Annotated in this window: 22 protein-coding genes and 1 pseudogene; 12 read left to right on the top strand and 11 right to left on the bottom strand. The window is 64.5% G+C overall.

What is annotated here, in order from left to right; all coding sequences use genetic code 11:
* Positions 1-75 precede the first annotated feature (75 nt).
* From ACYCO6_RS30050 to ACYCO6_RS30060, 3 genes are all read left to right on the top strand, one after another.
* Positions 76-279: a hypothetical protein gene (locus ACYCO6_RS30050; protein ID WP_459766207.1), complete on the top strand. Its 204-nt coding sequence runs from the start codon at positions 76-78 to the stop codon at positions 277-279.
* A gap of 546 nt (positions 280-825) precedes the next feature.
* Complete coding sequence (locus ACYCO6_RS30055; RefSeq protein WP_459766209.1) at positions 826-1,245, top strand: CopG family transcriptional regulator; 420 nt, start codon at positions 826-828, stop codon at positions 1,243-1,245.
* A 77-nt stretch (positions 1,246-1,322) separates the two neighbouring features.
* Positions 1,323-2,588 (top strand): extracellular catalytic domain type 1 short-chain-length polyhydroxyalkanoate depolymerase, encoded by a 1,266-nt coding sequence (locus tag ACYCO6_RS30060; protein WP_459766211.1) that lies wholly within the window; start codon positions 1,323-1,325, stop codon positions 2,586-2,588.
* 65 nt (positions 2,589-2,653) lie between these two features.
* Here ACYCO6_RS30060 and ACYCO6_RS30065 read toward each other — a convergent pair whose 3' ends face one another.
* Positions 2,654-3,403: a Crp/Fnr family transcriptional regulator gene (locus ACYCO6_RS30065; protein ID WP_459766213.1), complete on the bottom strand. Its 750-nt coding sequence runs from the start codon at positions 3,401-3,403 to the stop codon at positions 2,654-2,656.
* Between ACYCO6_RS30065 and ACYCO6_RS30070 the strand changes: the two genes are divergently transcribed.
* Positions 3,348-3,794, top strand: a complete 447-nt coding sequence (locus tag ACYCO6_RS30070) for a DUF6894 family protein (protein WP_459766215.1) — start codon at positions 3,348-3,350, stop codon at positions 3,792-3,794. The genes ACYCO6_RS30065 and ACYCO6_RS30070 overlap by 56 nt on opposite strands.
* Before the next feature lie 27 nt (positions 3,795-3,821).
* On the opposite strand, the gene ACYCO6_RS30075 is transcribed toward ACYCO6_RS30070, so the two are convergent.
* The 4 genes from ACYCO6_RS30075 to ACYCO6_RS30090 form a co-directional block, all read right to left on the bottom strand.
* Positions 3,822-4,553 carry a Crp/Fnr family transcriptional regulator gene (locus ACYCO6_RS30075; protein ID WP_459766217.1) on the bottom strand — a complete coding sequence of 244 codons (732 nt, stop codon included), beginning with the start codon at positions 4,551-4,553 and terminating at the stop codon, positions 3,822-3,824.
* Between the two features lie 288 nt (positions 4,554-4,841).
* The gene (locus ACYCO6_RS30080) at positions 4,842-5,081 is read right to left on the bottom strand and encodes a DUF6894 family protein (RefSeq protein WP_459766219.1); all 240 of its coding nucleotides are present in this window, start codon (positions 5,079-5,081) and stop codon (positions 4,842-4,844) included.
* 134 nt (positions 5,082-5,215) lie between these two features.
* On the bottom strand, positions 5,216-5,488 hold the full coding sequence (locus ACYCO6_RS30085) for a DUF6894 family protein (RefSeq protein WP_459766221.1): 273 nt from the start codon (positions 5,486-5,488) through the stop codon (positions 5,216-5,218).
* A complete protein-coding gene (locus ACYCO6_RS30090; protein ID WP_459766223.1) occupies positions 5,488-6,201 on the bottom strand; it encodes a Crp/Fnr family transcriptional regulator in 714 nt (237 codons plus the stop codon). The genes ACYCO6_RS30085 and ACYCO6_RS30090 overlap by 1 nt, the downstream gene beginning before the upstream one ends.
* Before the next feature lie 280 nt (positions 6,202-6,481).
* Between ACYCO6_RS30090 and ACYCO6_RS30095 the strand changes: the two genes are divergently transcribed.
* Complete coding sequence (locus ACYCO6_RS30095) at positions 6,482-7,225, top strand: Crp/Fnr family transcriptional regulator (RefSeq protein ID WP_459766225.1); 744 nt, start codon at positions 6,482-6,484, stop codon at positions 7,223-7,225.
* Positions 7,222-7,467, top strand: coding sequence for a hypothetical protein (locus tag ACYCO6_RS30100; RefSeq protein WP_459766227.1), 246 nt, complete (start codon positions 7,222-7,224; stop codon positions 7,465-7,467). The genes ACYCO6_RS30095 and ACYCO6_RS30100 overlap by 4 nt, the downstream gene beginning before the upstream one ends.
* Positions 7,468-7,530: 63 nt before the next feature.
* Here ACYCO6_RS30100 and ctrA read toward each other — a convergent pair whose 3' ends face one another.
* A complete protein-coding gene (ctrA, locus tag ACYCO6_RS30105) occupies positions 7,531-8,232 on the bottom strand; it encodes a response regulator transcription factor CtrA (RefSeq protein WP_459766229.1) in 702 nt (233 codons plus the stop codon).
* Between the two features lie 79 nt (positions 8,233-8,311).
* Positions 8,312-8,494 carry a hypothetical protein gene (locus ACYCO6_RS30110; RefSeq protein ID WP_459766231.1) on the bottom strand — a complete coding sequence of 61 codons (183 nt, stop codon included), beginning with the start codon at positions 8,492-8,494 and terminating at the stop codon, positions 8,312-8,314.
* Positions 8,495-8,705: 211 nt separating this feature from the next.
* Here ACYCO6_RS30110 and ACYCO6_RS30115 point away from each other — a divergent pair, with 211 nt between their 5' ends.
* Positions 8,706-8,987: a hypothetical protein gene (locus tag ACYCO6_RS30115; RefSeq protein ID WP_459766233.1), complete on the top strand. Its 282-nt coding sequence runs from the start codon at positions 8,706-8,708 to the stop codon at positions 8,985-8,987.
* A 288-nt stretch (positions 8,988-9,275) separates the two neighbouring features.
* The gene (locus ACYCO6_RS30120) at positions 9,276-9,938 is read left to right on the top strand and encodes a BA14K family protein (RefSeq protein WP_459766235.1); all 663 of its coding nucleotides are present in this window, start codon (positions 9,276-9,278) and stop codon (positions 9,936-9,938) included.
* A 226-nt stretch (positions 9,939-10,164) separates the two neighbouring features.
* On the opposite strand, the gene ACYCO6_RS30125 is transcribed toward ACYCO6_RS30120, so the two are convergent.
* Together ACYCO6_RS30125 and ACYCO6_RS30130 are read right to left on the bottom strand one after the other, a co-directional pair.
* Positions 10,165-10,425 (bottom strand): DUF6894 family protein, encoded by a 261-nt coding sequence (locus ACYCO6_RS30125; RefSeq protein WP_459766237.1) that lies wholly within the window; start codon positions 10,423-10,425, stop codon positions 10,165-10,167.
* Complete coding sequence (locus ACYCO6_RS30130) at positions 10,425-11,138, bottom strand: Crp/Fnr family transcriptional regulator (RefSeq protein WP_459766240.1); 714 nt, start codon at positions 11,136-11,138, stop codon at positions 10,425-10,427. The genes ACYCO6_RS30125 and ACYCO6_RS30130 overlap by 1 nt, the downstream gene beginning before the upstream one ends.
* Before the next feature lie 336 nt (positions 11,139-11,474).
* On the opposite strand from ACYCO6_RS30130, the pseudogene ACYCO6_RS30135 reads away from it, so the two are divergent.
* The 4 genes and pseudogenes from ACYCO6_RS30135 to ACYCO6_RS30150 form a co-directional block, all read left to right on the top strand.
* Positions 11,475-11,747 (top strand): annotated as a pseudogene (locus ACYCO6_RS30135) (cyclic nucleotide-binding domain-containing protein); the annotation flags it as partial.
* Between the two features lie 289 nt (positions 11,748-12,036).
* Positions 12,037-12,189, top strand: a complete 153-nt coding sequence (locus tag ACYCO6_RS30140) for a hypothetical protein (RefSeq protein ID WP_459766242.1) — start codon at positions 12,037-12,039, stop codon at positions 12,187-12,189.
* Between the two features lie 214 nt (positions 12,190-12,403).
* Positions 12,404-13,147: a Crp/Fnr family transcriptional regulator gene (locus ACYCO6_RS30145; RefSeq protein ID WP_459766244.1), complete on the top strand. Its 744-nt coding sequence runs from the start codon at positions 12,404-12,406 to the stop codon at positions 13,145-13,147.
* Complete coding sequence (locus tag ACYCO6_RS30150; RefSeq protein WP_459766246.1) at positions 13,144-13,389, top strand: hypothetical protein; 246 nt, start codon at positions 13,144-13,146, stop codon at positions 13,387-13,389. Before ACYCO6_RS30145 ends, ACYCO6_RS30150 begins: the two co-directional genes overlap by 4 nt.
* Here the strand turns inward: ACYCO6_RS30150 and ACYCO6_RS30155 are convergent.
* Entirely contained in the window at positions 13,311-13,685 is a 375-nt protein-coding gene (locus ACYCO6_RS30155) for a DUF6894 family protein (protein WP_459766248.1), read from the bottom strand. The genes ACYCO6_RS30150 and ACYCO6_RS30155 overlap by 79 nt on opposite strands.
* A gap of 404 nt (positions 13,686-14,089) precedes the next feature.
* Positions 14,090-14,302 (bottom strand): hypothetical protein, encoded by a 213-nt coding sequence (locus ACYCO6_RS30160; protein WP_459766250.1) that lies wholly within the window; start codon positions 14,300-14,302, stop codon positions 14,090-14,092.
* Positions 14,303-14,416: the final 114 nt, after the last annotated feature.

Raw genomic sequence — 14,416 nt, forward strand, 5'->3', positions numbered from 1 at the left:
CTACATCTACGCGCTCCACTACGACTTCCACCTCGACCATGGGCAGTCGGATATCTCAGTGACAAGGTCTCAACGTTGGCCGACTTTGTGACCGAAGGCGATCGTTCGGCTTTCGCTGTTTGGTTCTTCGACAACAGCGTTCGGATCGGCTTCGAGGATGAGAACCACCGGGCCGAGTTCGCCGAACTCTACCGCCTCGATGTCACCGTGGATGAGGACAAGCTCTTCGGCTTGCCTCATTCGATGGATGCTCGGAGGTGCTCGATTTCGCTGCGTTGAGTCGCCCGCTAACGCGCGGCGCCCCTTCTAGGTGTAGATACCGCCGAACAGGTCGCCGCGTGGCTGACCAGGAAATCGGTGAACTGGAGGGCGTCGGGATCTTCACTCAGTGAGATGAAGCAGCACCCCGGCTGCCGCCACAAGGAGATCTTCGCCGAGGCCGAGGGTGAGCGGCCGACCACCTGATCGCCGACTTGCACACCGGGATCTGCGAGAACTGCGGGCTTCGAGGTCATCGACACCAGGACCCGATGATCTCGACCTCAGATCCCGTTTTATGATCGGGTGAACAGTCCGGCTGTTGGGTGGGCATTGGGCACGGCAAGCGCTGGAGAGCGTCTGACGCTCACCCAGGAAGTCCCATGTGGAAGCCCGCCGTCCGCCCGAGCTTGCGCGCAGAATACCGTCATTATGGCGCGATTGGCCCTGTCCTCGTCGTGCGCGCCACACGGACCGAGATGGAAATCTCGCTTCAGCGCCCTTGCGTTCCGCAATCTCGTAATCATCTACTGACCATCCAGTGGGATGGCGGCAGGATGGATCGAGATGGCTGACAACGTTCACGAGCTACGGCCCAAGCTGCCCGACAGCGAGAAGATCACCATCAATCTCGGGTTCGTGGACCTCGGTCATATCGACCTGATGGTGCGCGACGGCTTCTACGCCAACCGCGCCGACTTCATCCGGACCGCCGTGCGCAATCAGATCGAACGGCAGGGCGAGGCCGTGAAGCAATCCGTGACGCGCAAGCAGCTTAGCCTCGGCCTGTCGCACTATACGAAGCAGGCCCTTGAGGCGGCCCGTGACGCCGGGACGCCGCTGCACATCCAGGTTCTCGGGCTCGCCAGCATCGCTCCGGATGTCACGCCCGAACTCGCCCGAGCCGCAATCGCGTCGGTCGCGGTGCTCGGCGCCTTTCAGGCCAGCCCCGAGGTCAAGGCGGCGCTCGCTGACCGCACCTCCTGACGATCCTCTCAATCTCCCCCGCGGAATGCGCCCGGCATCCCGCCCCGCCCAGTTCTCGCCTCGCAGGTATCGGTCCCATGAACCCCTTCTCGAAAGCCGCCTTCCCGAACTTCGAACTCCCCAAGGCCGACCCGGCCCGCACTGCCCGTGTGATGGAGGCGATGGCCAAGCTTCAAAAGCAGCAGGCCGCAGCCTACGCTCGTTGGACCGAGGCGCGCCGGGACGCTGCCCAGACGGGTAAGCCGACCGCGAATGATGCCGAAGTCCTCGACTTGGTCCCACCCTCTGCTCTCGATGGTGCCTGGACGGCGCCGGAGCCCGCCCGAGGCAAGGGTGCGGAGGCTCATCCGTTCTCCGGGTTGGGGGGTAACATCGCGGGCGACGTGACGCGCACGATCCAGGAGGCGCTGGCGAGGGCCGGTGTCGGCACGGATCTGGGCGTCGGGGCGGGCATCGAAACGCCCGCGCCCGCTCCGCTTCCGGACGGCGCACGTTTCGAGGCGCGCACGTTCACCAGCGCGCTCGGGAGCCGGAACTACAAGGTTTACGTCCCGAGCGGCTACGCTGGCCAAGCGATTCCCGTGGTCGTGATGCTGCACGGCTGTACCCAGAACCCGGACGATTTCGCCGCGGGCACGCGGATGAACGAGGTCGCGGAGGAGCACACCTTCCTGGTGGCGTATCCGGAGCAGCCGCGATCAGCCAACATGCAGCGGTGCTGGAACTGGTACGAGCCCGGTGATCAGCAGCGCGAAGGCGGCGAGCCCGCCCTGATCGCCGGTCTTGCCCGGCAGGTCGTCGCGGAGTTCTCAGCCGACGCGAGCCGCGTGTACGCCGCCGGGCTCTCGGCGGGTGGCGCTGCCGCCGCGATCCTTGCGGCCACCTACCCCGACCTGTTCGCGGCGGTCGGCGTGCATTCGGGGCTGGCCTGCGGGTCGGCGCGGGACATGCCGTCCGCCTTTGCCGCCATGAGGGGCGACGGCGTGATCTCGTCGGGGAGACGGCATTCTGTGCCGCTGATCGTGTTCCACGGCGACGGCGACCGCACGGTGCACGCGGCCAACGGGGACCGTGTGGCTGCGCAGGGACCGTGCAGTCCGGACCTCGCCGAGACTGTGACGGAAGCCCGGACACCCGATGGCATCGCCTTCACCCGTACCGTCCGCACGGATGCGTCAGGGCGCACGGTCCTGGAGCAGTGGGTTCTGCACGGGACCGGGCATGCGTGGTCAGGCGGCAGCCGGGCCGGTTCGTTCACTGACCCACGCGGTCCGGATGCGAGCCGGGAGATGGCCCGTTTCTTCCTGACGCACACGGGCGCGGCCAGTGCGGTTCGGCATTGACCCGCTCGTTCAAGTAAATGTCATTGGCCTGCGAGCGGCTCGGGCGGCGGCCTGAGCCGGAAGGCTCACGCCGCGTCGCGGCTGCCCAGGTGCAGGTAGGTCGGGTCAAATTCCGCTGCCGCTTTCAGCCTCTCCCAGTCGTGCACCGTCAGTCGCCTGTTGCGCAGCGTGATCAACCCCGCCTCTCTCATGTCGCTGAGCACGCGATTGACGTGGACCGGTGTGACCCCGAGCGCGTCCGCGAGTTCGGGCTGGGTCATCGGCAGTGGGCAGGTGCGGTCTGGCGCCAGCCCGACAATGTCTAGGCGCGTGATCAACTCGCAGAAGAGGTGGGCCATGCGGGCATACGCATCCCGACGACCGATGTTCAGCATCCACTCGCGGTAGAGGGCGGCGTCGATCAGCGTCATACGCCAGAATGTGTCGCTGAGGCGGGGATGAGCCCGAAATAGCGCGCGCAGCGCATCGTGCTGAACGAAGCCGATCCGACACGGACTGACCGTGGAGATGCTGTTGTCGAGCATCTTCAGGTGCAGGCTCTGAAGATCGGGCACGTCTCCTGGGACGTGGTAGGCCATCACCTGGCGCTTGCCCGACCGCGTGCTTTTGTAGATCGCGACGATGCCCTCCAGCAGGACGAAGCACTGGAAGGGACGGTCCCCCTCGCGGACGATGTCTTGGTAGGCGTCAAAGGTGGCCACATGCATCGGCATGGCGTGGAGCGCTGCCGTTTCAGCCTCGGACAGCGTGAAGAGGGCGATGCTCTCCACCTTGCGCACGAGGACCTGCGCTTCCGTCTGCCGAAATCCAGTCATCGCGCTTCTCCCTACGAGGGGGCATCACCTTCCGCGGCCTGCGGTTGCCATTATCATCCACACAGAACACCTGCTCCTGGCCGCGGGTTTGCTACGAGAGGGGGATCTCTCAGACAGGGGGGCGCGGGCGCCGCGCTACTTCTTCGATCTTCACAACAGCGAGTACCGCCGCGACGACCATGGAACCCAGTGCGCAGACCTCGAAGCGGCGCGCAGGGAGGCCATGCTGACCCTGCCCGAGATCGCGCGCTTCGCGATCCCGTCAGGCTGTGACGATCAGGCTTTCTCCATGTCAATTCGCGATGAGAGCAGCGCCGTCGTCTACACGGCGAGCGCGACCTTTGCCGGGCTCACGTCGAACAGCGCGGCTGAGCCTGAACCGCTCGACTGAGGTTCGGGGGGTCCAAGGCCATAGTCATCATGCAGCCAGATGCAGGTAGTGAGGGCGGAACTCGCCTGCCGCCTCTAACCCTGGCCAATCCAAGATCTCCAGCCTGCGGCTGCGCAAGCTGATCAGCCCTTCGGCGCGCAAATCCTTCACCGTCCGGTTCACGTGAACGGAGGTCAGCCCGAGCGCGTCGGCGAGATCGTGTTGCCGGAGCGGCATCGGCAGGGTGTAGCCGTCCACGAGGCCCACAGCCTTGAGCCGCAGGTACAGTTCGCAGAACAGATGGGCGAGCCGTCCGCGGGCCTCTCGGCGGCCGAGCCCCGCCATCCAGGCCCGATGGACTGCGGCGGTGATCAGCGCCTCGCGCCAGAGCGCCGTCGAGATGGCTGGGTAGTCCGCCATCAATGCGCGCAGGTCCGCATGCGCCACGAAAGCGACGGTCGTCGGGGTCAGCGCGGCCATGCCGAAATCCGTGTGGGGCAGGTGCAAGCTCTGGAGGTCCGGCACGTCCCCCGGAACGTGAAACGACAGGATCGCGCGCCTTCCCTCGTTGAGCATCTGGTAACAGCAGGTCCAGCCGCTGAGAATGATACAGCAGGATGAAGACGAAGCCTCTTCGGGCACGATGTCCTGATGCGGCGCTACGTTTCTGGTCACGACGGGCAAGCTCATGAGAGCTTGTCGCTCTCTCTTCGCGAACCGCTCAGCACTACCCAGTTTCTGCATGAAGTTGTCGAGCGGGTGATTTGAAAGCGTCAACATCGCGGATCACCACGATCAAAGGATGAAACCTCAGATCTCACAGCCCCCTCGGCACCCGGATCATGCCTGCCGATGACGAACGGAACCGATCCATCTCAAATTCTGTTCCACCGCTCGCACCGGCTTCGGCACGAGGCGGCGCATCCCGCTAAGCCGGAGCGGATGGCCTTCGAGCGGGCCGCCGCTTGCTGAAGCCGCCGGGCCGGGAGGGAGGGGCCGGTGTGAGAGTTCGTCAAAACGGTCGGCGGCTCAGTCCAGCCCCTACATGCTCGCTCCCGTGGGCAAGCTTCAGCGGATCAGCCACAGCCCGATCAGCGACAGGGTCGCCATGTAGACCGGACGGTGATCCTCATCGGTGACCAGCACCGTGTAGGTGTGCCGATCACCATCTCTGGACGCCGCATCACGTGCTATGTCGGGCAGAAGCGTCATCGCCTGCCTGCGCGCCTCTTCCAGGCTGGCGCACTCGTAGCCGTCCTCATCGAGCGCCATGCTGCCGTCGTGAACGTCGAAGAAGTAGCGTGGCACCGGCTCGCTCGCGCGGCGTGAGGCGGGAGCGCACGTGTCTCTCAGGCACCGGCAGCCAGGATCGAGGCCGGAGATGGTTTGTCGTGCTCCGAACCTGGGCAGAGCACAACCCGCATACGGGCGGGGGCGGCTGATCACGCCGGACGATCCTCGGCGTCGCCGTCCTCCATATCGGGAACGGTGTCGCTGAACGGCACCGTGAGCACAGGGTGTTCCGCCTCGTCTGCAATCTCGAAGGCGCAGGCGAACCAGTCCCGCACGCTATATGAGCGTGTGTGCGTGATCAGATCTCGGGCCGCCGCCAGCGCGTGTATCCGCGCCGCCTCCGTGTCGGGCAACTCGTCGCCCTCCGGGTCGATCGCCAGCTTGTCCCGGCCGTAGCGTAGGTTGAAGAAGTAGCGGGGCATCAGGCGCCCTCAATCAGCCGGGCGTACTCGGCCTCGGGCATGCCGTAGCTACCATCGGCCACGGCTTCCAGTAGCTCGCGGTCGGTCACCGTGATCCGCCCGCGTCGGGCTCGAATGCAGCGGCCACCCTCCAGGTTCTGCAACGCCAGCGTCACGCCCGAGCGCTGCACGCCCAGCATCATCGACAGGAACTCGTGCTTGAGAAGAAGCTCGTCACCATCGACGCGGTCGTGGCACATCAGCAGCCAACGCGCGAGGCGAGGCTCGATCGTGAAAGTCGCGTTGACGTAGGCCGTCTGGCGTACCTGCATGAACTCCGCCTGCACGTAGCGCAGCAGGAGACGACGCAATGTGCGGCTCCCCTCGACGGCCTCACTCAGCACGTCAGCGTCGATGCGGTATCCGGCGCCGGGCACTTGGATGAATTGGTCGTGCGGGACGCGGTCGCTGCCGGTCACCACCGGCACAGCCCCGATCAAGCCTTCACGGCCGACAATCCCGACCTCGACTTTACCCCCCGATCCCTCAGTGGTGATCGAGGATATGCCGCTCTCCAGGAAATAGAGATACTTCACCGGCTGGTTGGCTCTGATCAGCATCTGCTGCAACGGCAATTCATCGAACTGCAAGTGCGGAGCGAGGCTGGCAAAGTTGTCGGCTGAGAGCACCGTCAGGAGACGATTGCGAATGCTAAGCTGTTGAGGCTGAACCACGGCTCTCCCCCTGATCAGGGCAAGAGCACAGTCGCGTCTCTCAGCCGTCTGCGCCCCGAACAGCGTGCAGACGATGCGGGAAACCTAAAACCGCATCGCGACGGCCGCAATGCCGCTGAGATTTGTGTGCAATTTCAGACAAATCGAAGAATGTCGGCTTTCACACCAGGGAACCGGACTAGGTCACGCGCGATCTAGCCTGTGGTAACTGCGGCCTCAAACCAGGACGTGATCGACACGATGAGCCGACTGGCTCGCGAGAAGGGCGCGAGAGAGATCCATGACGAACAGCAGGCCAGAGGCGTCGGACAATCCGTTCCTGCGCAAGCTGGAGGGCTTCGTTCCGCTGACGGAAGCCGACAGGGCCGCACTCCTGAAGGTCAGCCAGAACCCGCAGGCTGTCGCGGCCGGAACCGACTTGGTCCGCGAGGGCGATCCGCCCGCTGGCGTGTTCCTGATCCTGGAGGGGCTCGCCTGCCGCTACAAGCTGGGACTCAACGGCGCGCGTCAGATCATGGCCTACCTCGTGCCGGGCGACACTTGCGACTTGGATGTGGCGCTGCTGGAAGCGATGGACCACACCATCAGCACGCTCTCCGACTGCAAGGTGGTGCGGCTCGCACCCGAGACGATCAGGGATCTACTGCAACGCCCTGCCATAGCGTCGGCCCTGCGCAAGTCCGTGCTGGTGGACGAGGCGACCTTGCGCGAGTGGCTGCTCAACGTTGGCCGCCGCACAGGCGTGGAGCGAGTTGCACACCTGTTCTGCGAGTTGCATCTGCGCCTGCGCGCGGTCGGCCAATCAGACGAGAACCGCTTCGATCTGCCCCTGACTCAGCAGGATCTCGCCGATACGACGGGGCAGACCAGCATCCACGTGAACCGCGCGCTCCGGGAACTCAGGGAGAGTGGGCTGATTGAACTCCAGCAGAAGCACCTGACGATTCTGGACCTGCCGCGCCTCCAGCAGATGGCGGGGTTCAAGTCAGGGTATCTGCACCTGGGAGAACAAGTCGCCGCATGAGCTTGCGTCTCCAGCCTGTTCAGGTCGCGACGGGGAGCGCCGATCAGGACAGCCACTTGGTGTTCCACGATGGCTTCCTGGTGGCCGTGCTGGTGTGCCTTTCGGACGAGCACGAGGATGCGGCGGGGAAGTGGTTCCTGGAGGCGGGCTTTGGCCGGGTGAACACCGCGGCCCCGCCCACCTTCGCTGATCTCGACGAGGCACAGGGCTGGATCGAGCAGCGGCTGGCAGGCGCGGCCTGAGCAATGCTTGAATTCACACCGCGGTGGTCGCTTACTGCGGCTCGATGCTGAGAAAAGATTACTTCAACTCGCCAGGGCTCGCATCTCGGGCGCGTCCTCACGCAGGACGTAGCCGCGGCCCCAGACGGTCTCGATGTAGTTCCTACCGCCGTTGGTGTTGGCGAGCTTCTTGCGCAGCTTGCAGATGAACACGTCGATGATCTTCAACTCGGGCTCGTCCATGCCGCCGTAGAGATGGTTGAGGAACATCTCCTTGGTAAGGGTCGTCCCCTTCCGGAGCGCGAGGAGTTCCAGCATCTGGTACTCCTTCGTGGTCAACGGGACGCTTTTGCCGTCTACCGCGGCCATCTTCTCATCGAGGTCGATCGCCAGGTCGCCCATCGTGATGATCGACTGAGCGTGACCCTGCGAGCGGCGCACGATGGCGTGGATGCGCGCAATAAGCTCGTCCTTGTGGAACGGCTTGGTGAGGTAGTCGTCGGCGCCGAACCCCAGCCCCTTCACCTTGTCCTCGATGCTGCTCATGCCGGAGAGGACGAGGATTGGCGTCTTCACCTTCGCCACGCGCAGAGAGTGCAGCACCTCGTAGCCCGACATGTCGGGCAGGTTTAGATCGAGCAGGAGGATGTCGTAGTCGTAGAGCTTGGCGAGGTCGATGCCTTCCTCGCCGAGGTCGGTGGTGTAGGTGTTGAGGTTCTCGGACTTGAGCATCAACTCGATGCTCTGCGCGACGCTCGCGTCGTCCTCGATCAGCAGCACGCGCATGGCGCCTTCTCCAGCATGCCGGTTCGAGAACGGGCGCTGACCAGACGCCTACACCGTTGAGGTAAACACCACGTCAACCTTAGGAGTTGCCGCGGGCTTCTTCGTCCGCCACAGCCTCGACGGCGGCGATGACGTTCTCCAACTCGGCGACCTGACGTAAGGCACTCCCGGCGGGCATTCCGGCGTGCTCGGCCATCGCCAGGATGAGATCACGCTGGTGGGCCTTGAGGCGGTCGAGAAGGGCGTTGAGCGTGTCGGACATGAGGTCGCTTTAGTCGCGGATTTCGCTCTCGACAACTCGGGGGGCAGCGTAATTCGTGGTCGTTGGGACGCAGGCCGAGCGCAGAGCCGATCTCGCCCGGATCATGGATCAGTCCGGCCATCGAGACCCGCGGACCGTGGTCGGCTTCGTCCAGCTGGCGAACGCGCGCTAGGGACACAGCGGGAGCGGGCTCCTTTAGGAGGACAGGCTGATGATCGCGGCAGATCAGGAGCGGTTCGCGGCCATCGTCGCCGAGAACGTCGTCTCAGCCTACGAGCGCTTCCGCGAGGAGCCATACCTGCCGGAGAGACGTGCGGTTGCGGTTGCGGGCTTCCTGCGCGAGTTGCTGGCAGTGATGCCGACCACGTCCGGCGCCGTGCTTGCTACCGCCTGCAACCGGCACCTGAGCACGTTGCCCGATCACGGGTGGTTCTGCCCGCGTGTCGAGATCATCGATATCACCGATGGGTCGGTCACCCTGGAAGCCGAGTGAGTGTTGTGGCCGAGCCGGTCGGCGCGGTTCGTGGAGATGTAGCCGGTGGCCCGCCACCTCCGGCGGGCGAACGCCTTCAGGTCGTCCTCAGCGAGGTTTTCTCAGGGCATCTTGCCCGGATAACTGCTCCTCAGCGGCAACGAGAATATTTAATTTCGCGTCTTAAGCTGCTGTATTTTCTGCAATTATATCTCATTCGGGGAATCAAAATAGAATGTAGAGAGATCCATTTGCCCGATGAAGCGTTGTGTCACCAGAAATCTTTCCGTTCATAACTGGTAGGACACAATGATACGGACAGTCCTGACGACGGGCGCGATCATCGGCGCGCTGACATTCCTTCCGGCCACAGCCGATGCGCGCGGTGGCTTCGGAGGCGGCGGTTTTCATGGCGGCGGTTTCCACGGCGGGGGCTTCAGTGGAGGCGGCTTCCGTGGCGGTGGGATCGGCGGTGGTGGCTTGCGCGGCGGTGTAGCCGGTCGTGGCTTCGGAGGCGCGCTCGGCGCAGGCGGTAATCGCTTCGGCGGCGGCGGTCTCGCAGGTGGCGGCTTTGGTGGACGTGGTGTGATCGGCGGCGACCGGGTTCGCGGCGCAGGCTTCGCTGGCAACCGTGGGTTCGGAGGTCGCGGCTATTATGGCCGGGGCTACGGCTATGGCCGCGGCTACGGCTATGGCGGCCTGGGTCTAGGCGTCGGTCTCGGGCTCGCCGGGGCAGGTCTGGGCTACGGCTACGGTGGTTACGACGACGGCTACTATGGCACCGACTACGGGCCTGCCGGGTACGGCGGCGGCTATGCACCCGCTGGGTACGGTCAGGACTACGGAGCGGTCGAGACAGAGGCGGCGCCCGCAGGCGACGCGGTCAGCTACTGTGTTCAGCGTTTCCGGTCGTATGATCCGCGCAGCGGAACGTATCTGGGCAACGATGGCCAGCGGCATCCCTGCCCGTAACGGGCTTGTCACTGTTTCGGGTGGGCCTCGGACCTTCGCACGCGAGCCTCCGAACGTCGGCTCGCGCCTCGAAGGGGTTGGTTCAACCGTGCGCTTTCAAACCGCAACGCACAGCGGCTCCGGTCGGTTTTTGGTGGAACGGGTGCCGCCGACTGACCTGAATCGAGTATCGACCTATCTCTCATCCATTCCTGGGTGATCCTCCAGGTCGTGGCGCCGACTCCGCTCAGTCCCAGTCTTCCAACTCGGAGGCCGTATCGCTGAACGGCACCGTGAGAACGGACTGGCCAGCCTCGCCCATGATCTCGAACGAGCAGTCCATCCAGTCGCGGATCAGCGGCAGGCGCTCCCGCGCGATCATGGCTCGCGCCTCGAACAAGGCATGCTCGCGCGCGGCGTTCAGATCCGGGAGTTCATCACCTTCCGGGTCCACGGCCAGACCAGCAGGACCAGGACGATGCCGGATGTTGAAGAAGTAGCGCGGCATCACGCGCCCTCGATCAGGCGGGCGTACTCGGCTTCGGGCAGGCCGTAGCTGTCGTCCGCCACCGCCTCCAGCGCCGTGCGGTCCAAGATCGTGATCTTGCCACGCCGGGCCCGGACCAGCCGGTGACCCTCCAGTGCCTGAACTGCAAGGGTCGTGCTGGGTCGCCGCACGCCCAGCATGATCGACAGGAACTCGTGGGTGATCTGGAGATCGTCGCCGTCGAGCCGGTCGTGGCACATCAGCAGCCAGCGCGCGAGGCGCACGTCGAGGGTGTAGGAGGCGTTCGCGAACGCAGTCTGGGCCGTCTGGACGAATTGCACCTGAACGTAGCGCAGCAGGAGCCTGTGCAGGCTGGCGCTCTGGCTGACGGCGGAGCACAGGGCCGCGGTCTCGATCCGCAGCATCTCGCCCGCATTCTGGACGAAGCACTCGTGGGGCATGCGATCCGAGGCCAGCAGCACCGGCAGGGCGCCGACCAGCCCCTCGCGTCCGACGAGGCCGACCTCGACTTGGCCGCCAGAGCCGGAGGTGGTGATCGAGCCGAACCCGACCTCGGGGAAGTATAGCTGCCGAACCGGCTCGTGCGGCTTGATCAGTACCTGCCGCAACTCGGTCACGACCGGCTCCAGATACGGTTGGAGCAGCGCGAAGTCGTCGGGCGAGAGCGCCTTCAGCAGGCGATTGTGGACGGCGGATTGCTGAGGCTGAGACACGGCTCCGCTCCCGGTCGGGCAAGAGCACACGCAGTCTCCCAGGCGCCAACAGCCCGAAACGGTGCGGGCGATGTGCGCAGCATCCGCGCTCGGCCGAGCAATAGCAAAGCAAATTGCTCGCTCAATGCGACGAAGCTTCGAAAGGTTCGATCCCTTACCGAGCGCCCGAATACTCCTGAAGCCTAATCTGCATCTGAGCTGTTCAGTCACATTGGTTTACCGTAGGGCTCATCATCGGCTGATCCGACCCAGGCGCTGGTGACTGGGAGACGCGCGCTTCCGCCCGCGGCAAGGCTGAACGCCATGTCTTTAGCTCCTGATCAGCACGCCACATCCATGCTCATCCGCAAGCTGGAGAGCATCGCCATCCTCTCGAACGAGGAGCGGCAGGCCATCGAGAGCTTGCCGGTGAAGATCCACACCCTGAACGCGCGGCAAGACATCGTGCGCGACGGCGACAAACCCTCGCAGTGCTGCCTCATCCTCGACGGCTGGGCCTGCCGCTACAAGCTGCTCAGTGAAGGCAAGCGGCAGATCCTGTCGTTCCACATCGCGGGCGACATCCCGGATCTGCTGAGCCTGCACCTTCCCACCATGGACCACAGCCTCGCCACCGTGACGAAGGCGACCGTGGCCTTCATCCCGCACGAGAGTCTACGGGGGCTCGTCGCGTGTCATCCTGGCATCGCATCGCTCTTGTGGCGCGACACCCTGATCGACGCGGCGATCTTCCGCGAGTGGATGACCGGCATGGGCCGTCGCTCAGCCTTCGAGCGGATCGCGCACCTGTTCTGCGAGATGTACCTGAAGCTCGAAGCGGTGGGGCTGGCCGGTGACTACCGCTGCCCGCTACCCGATCACCCAGACCGATCTCTCCGATGCGCTGGGCCTCACGAGCGTGCACGTCAATCGCGTGCTGAAGGACATGCGCGACCGGGCCCTGATCGCGCTGCGGAGCCACACGCTGATGATCGAGGCGTGGGATGAACTGCTTCGGATCTCGGAGTTCGACCCAACGTACCTGCATCTGGAGACGCGAGAGGCAAGATGAACCTTCGCGGGCTGACGCGCTGTCAGGATGCTGCGAGCAGCCGCAAGAGCCTCCTCCGAGAGAAACGTTATCGAATAACGGCTCCGGGCCGATGAGCGTGAACCGAGGAACCTGAGGGGCTTGAGTGCGATCTAACCGTGGCTAAATCGCCGCCACCCCAAACCTCACCGACGCAATGAGTCGATCGGTTCGTGAGAAAGGCGCGAGAGAGATCATGACGGACAGCAGGCCAGACGCTGCGGACAATCCGTTCCTGCGCAAGCTGGAGGGCTTCGTGCCGCTTCCGGAGGCGGATAGGGTCGCGCTGCTGAAGATCAGCGAGGACGCGCAGGTTGTCCAGGCCAGGACGGACTTGGTCCGGGAAGGCGACTCGCCTGCGGGCGTGTTCCTGATCCTGGACGGCTTCGCCTGCCGTTACAAGCTGCGGGCTGACGGCACGCGGCAGATCATGGCCTACCTCCTGCCGGGCGACGCGGGCGACCTCGACGTGGCCCTGCTGGAGGCTATGGATCACTCGATCCGCGCGCTGTCGGACTGTAAGGTGGTACGGATTGCGCCTGAGACAATTCGTGAACTGTTGCAGCGCCCAGCCGTTGCCGCTGCGCTGCGGAAGGCCGCGTTGGTGGACGAGGCAACCTTGCGCGAGTGGTTGCTGAATGTGGGCCGCCGCACGGCGGTCGAGCGACTTGCGCACCTGTTCTGCGAGGTGCATCTGCGTCTACAAGTGGTCGGCCGGGCACATGAGAACCGCTTCGAACTTCCTCTCACCCAGCAAGATCTCGCGGACACGACGGGTCAGACCTCCGTGCACGTGGCTCGCGCGCTGCTGGAACTCAGGGAAAGCGGGCTGATTGAACTCCGAGAGAGGCACCTGACGATCCTCGCCCTGCCGCGCCTCAGGCAGATGGCGGAGTTCCGGCCCGACTACCTGCACCTGGGAGAGCAAGCCGCGGCATGAGCCTGCACCTTCAGCCTGTCCGGGTCGCGACAGGGAGCGCCGATCAGGACAGCCAGTTGGTGTTCGCTGACGGCTTCCTCGTGGCGGTGCTCGTCCAACTCTCGGACGACCACGGCGATGATACGGGCAAGTGGTTCCTGGAGGCGGGCTTCGGGCGTGTCGATCATCCGGACCCACCCAGGTTCGCCGACCTCGACGCGGCCCAGACCTGGATCGAGCAGCGGCTGGCCCGCGCGGCCTGAGGGCCCCGATGACGGTCGGTCTCCAGGAGGGGGCATCCAGAGACGGATGGCCCTGCCCAATCGACCCGAGCGTTACCGATCACAGTGCCCGTTGCAGTCGCGATCTGGTTGCCGCTCCTACCGCGGATCACGACGACAGCGTGCCGGTCATACTGAAGCCGCCCGTTGCGGGCGATGGCGACCACCAGCATGTCTTTGGCGAGGGAGACGGCTTCATCGGCATTCTCTGCCTCCAGACCATCATCGTCCCATTCGGAAAGGCTGCCTGCGTGGAGGTCGAAATAGTAGCGCAGCATCGGGCGCCTCCTCAGCAGAGGCGAGGCCCGGCGGGGCGCGACAGTGCGAATTCATCAACGCTTAAACCGAGGTATGATTTCGCACGAAATGCCGTGCTCAGATCCGATTGGAGACAGTGGGCTAACCAGCCTCAACCGTAGAAGTCTTACAGGACGGATGGGCCGAGTCGTTGCTTGATCAAGAAGCCGTGCCGCCGCAAGTCAGTCCCTGAAATTCTCGTGCCCGATCGCGTTGCAAGCCGGAGCAAGCGTGATCGAGGTCCTGGGTCTGGTGCGGGCAGTGATGAGCTTGCGGCACGCCATAGTTCAGGGCCGCGTAGCCGATTCAGCTTGGACACGACCACCTACGCCCCGTGCTTCGTGGCCTCGCACCTGGGGCTGCGGGAAGACCGTGGCCGTCTGCCTCAGATCGCTCGATGGTTGTCTTTTGCCCGTTTTGCGTCGATACAGTGGTTGTAAGCGGCCACGAAATCATGAGATGCCAGGCCGGGAAAGACCTTACTCATCTCGGAATAAAGCGCCTGGAAATTGACCTCACCATCGCTCGCGTGAGGAAAAGGCCAATCCACCATCAGCATATGCTTGGCGACACTTTCGATGGTGTAGGTTGCGGCCATCTTCGTGCCTCCGTCAGGTGAGCGCGGTCGTCATCTCGAAGCACTATCACACCGAGCGCAGAGGTGCCCGCGCGGCGAGCGCATCGCGATCGAGGAGCGGGCTGAGGCCCGCCT

This window comes from Methylobacterium sp. CM6257 (genome assembly GCF_054611515.1).

What these genes read in the sequence shown, in the direction of transcription:
- ACYCO6_RS30055 (WP_459766209.1), top strand. Translation starts at nt 826, where the DNA reads ATGGCTGACAACGTTCACGAGCTACGGCCCAAGCTGCCCGACAGCGAG.
- ACYCO6_RS30060 (WP_459766211.1), top strand. Translation starts at nt 1,323, where the DNA reads ATGAACCCCTTCTCGAAAGCCGCCTTCCCGAACTTCGAACTCCCCAAG.
- ACYCO6_RS30070 (WP_459766215.1), top strand. Translation starts at nt 3,348, where the DNA reads ATGCTCTCCACCTTGCGCACGAGGACCTGCGCTTCCGTCTGCCGAAAT.
- ACYCO6_RS30065 (WP_459766213.1), bottom strand. Translation starts at nt 3,403, where the DNA reads ATGACTGGATTTCGGCAGACGGAAGCGCAGGTCCTCGTGCGCAAGGTG.
- ACYCO6_RS30075 (WP_459766217.1), bottom strand. Translation starts at nt 4,553, where the DNA reads ATGTTGACGCTTTCAAATCACCCGCTCGACAACTTCATGCAGAAACTG.
- ACYCO6_RS30085 (WP_459766221.1), bottom strand. Translation starts at nt 5,488, where the DNA reads ATGCCCCGCTACTTCTTCAACCTACGCTACGGCCGGGACAAGCTGGCG.
- ACYCO6_RS30095 (WP_459766225.1), top strand. Translation starts at nt 6,482, where the DNA reads ATGACGAACAGCAGGCCAGAGGCGTCGGACAATCCGTTCCTGCGCAAG.
- ACYCO6_RS30100 (WP_459766227.1), top strand. Translation starts at nt 7,222, where the DNA reads ATGAGCTTGCGTCTCCAGCCTGTTCAGGTCGCGACGGGGAGCGCCGAT.
- ctrA (WP_459766229.1), bottom strand. Translation starts at nt 8,232, where the DNA reads ATGCGCGTGCTGCTGATCGAGGACGACGCGAGCGTCGCGCAGAGCATC.
- ACYCO6_RS30110 (WP_459766231.1), bottom strand. Translation starts at nt 8,494, where the DNA reads ATGTCCGACACGCTCAACGCCCTTCTCGACCGCCTCAAGGCCCACCAG.
- ACYCO6_RS30115 (WP_459766233.1), top strand. Translation starts at nt 8,706, where the DNA reads ATGATCGCGGCAGATCAGGAGCGGTTCGCGGCCATCGTCGCCGAGAAC.
- ACYCO6_RS30120 (WP_459766235.1), top strand. Translation starts at nt 9,276, where the DNA reads ATGATACGGACAGTCCTGACGACGGGCGCGATCATCGGCGCGCTGACA.
- ACYCO6_RS30125 (WP_459766237.1), bottom strand. Translation starts at nt 10,425, where the DNA reads ATGCCGCGCTACTTCTTCAACATCCGGCATCGTCCTGGTCCTGCTGGT.
- ACYCO6_RS30145 (WP_459766244.1), top strand. Translation starts at nt 12,404, where the DNA reads ATGACGGACAGCAGGCCAGACGCTGCGGACAATCCGTTCCTGCGCAAG.
- ACYCO6_RS30150 (WP_459766246.1), top strand. Translation starts at nt 13,144, where the DNA reads ATGAGCCTGCACCTTCAGCCTGTCCGGGTCGCGACAGGGAGCGCCGAT.
- ACYCO6_RS30155 (WP_459766248.1), bottom strand. Translation starts at nt 13,685, where the DNA reads ATGCTGCGCTACTATTTCGACCTCCACGCAGGCAGCCTTTCCGAATGG.
- ACYCO6_RS30160 (WP_459766250.1), bottom strand. Translation starts at nt 14,302, where the DNA reads ATGGCCGCAACCTACACCATCGAAAGTGTCGCCAAGCATATGCTGATG.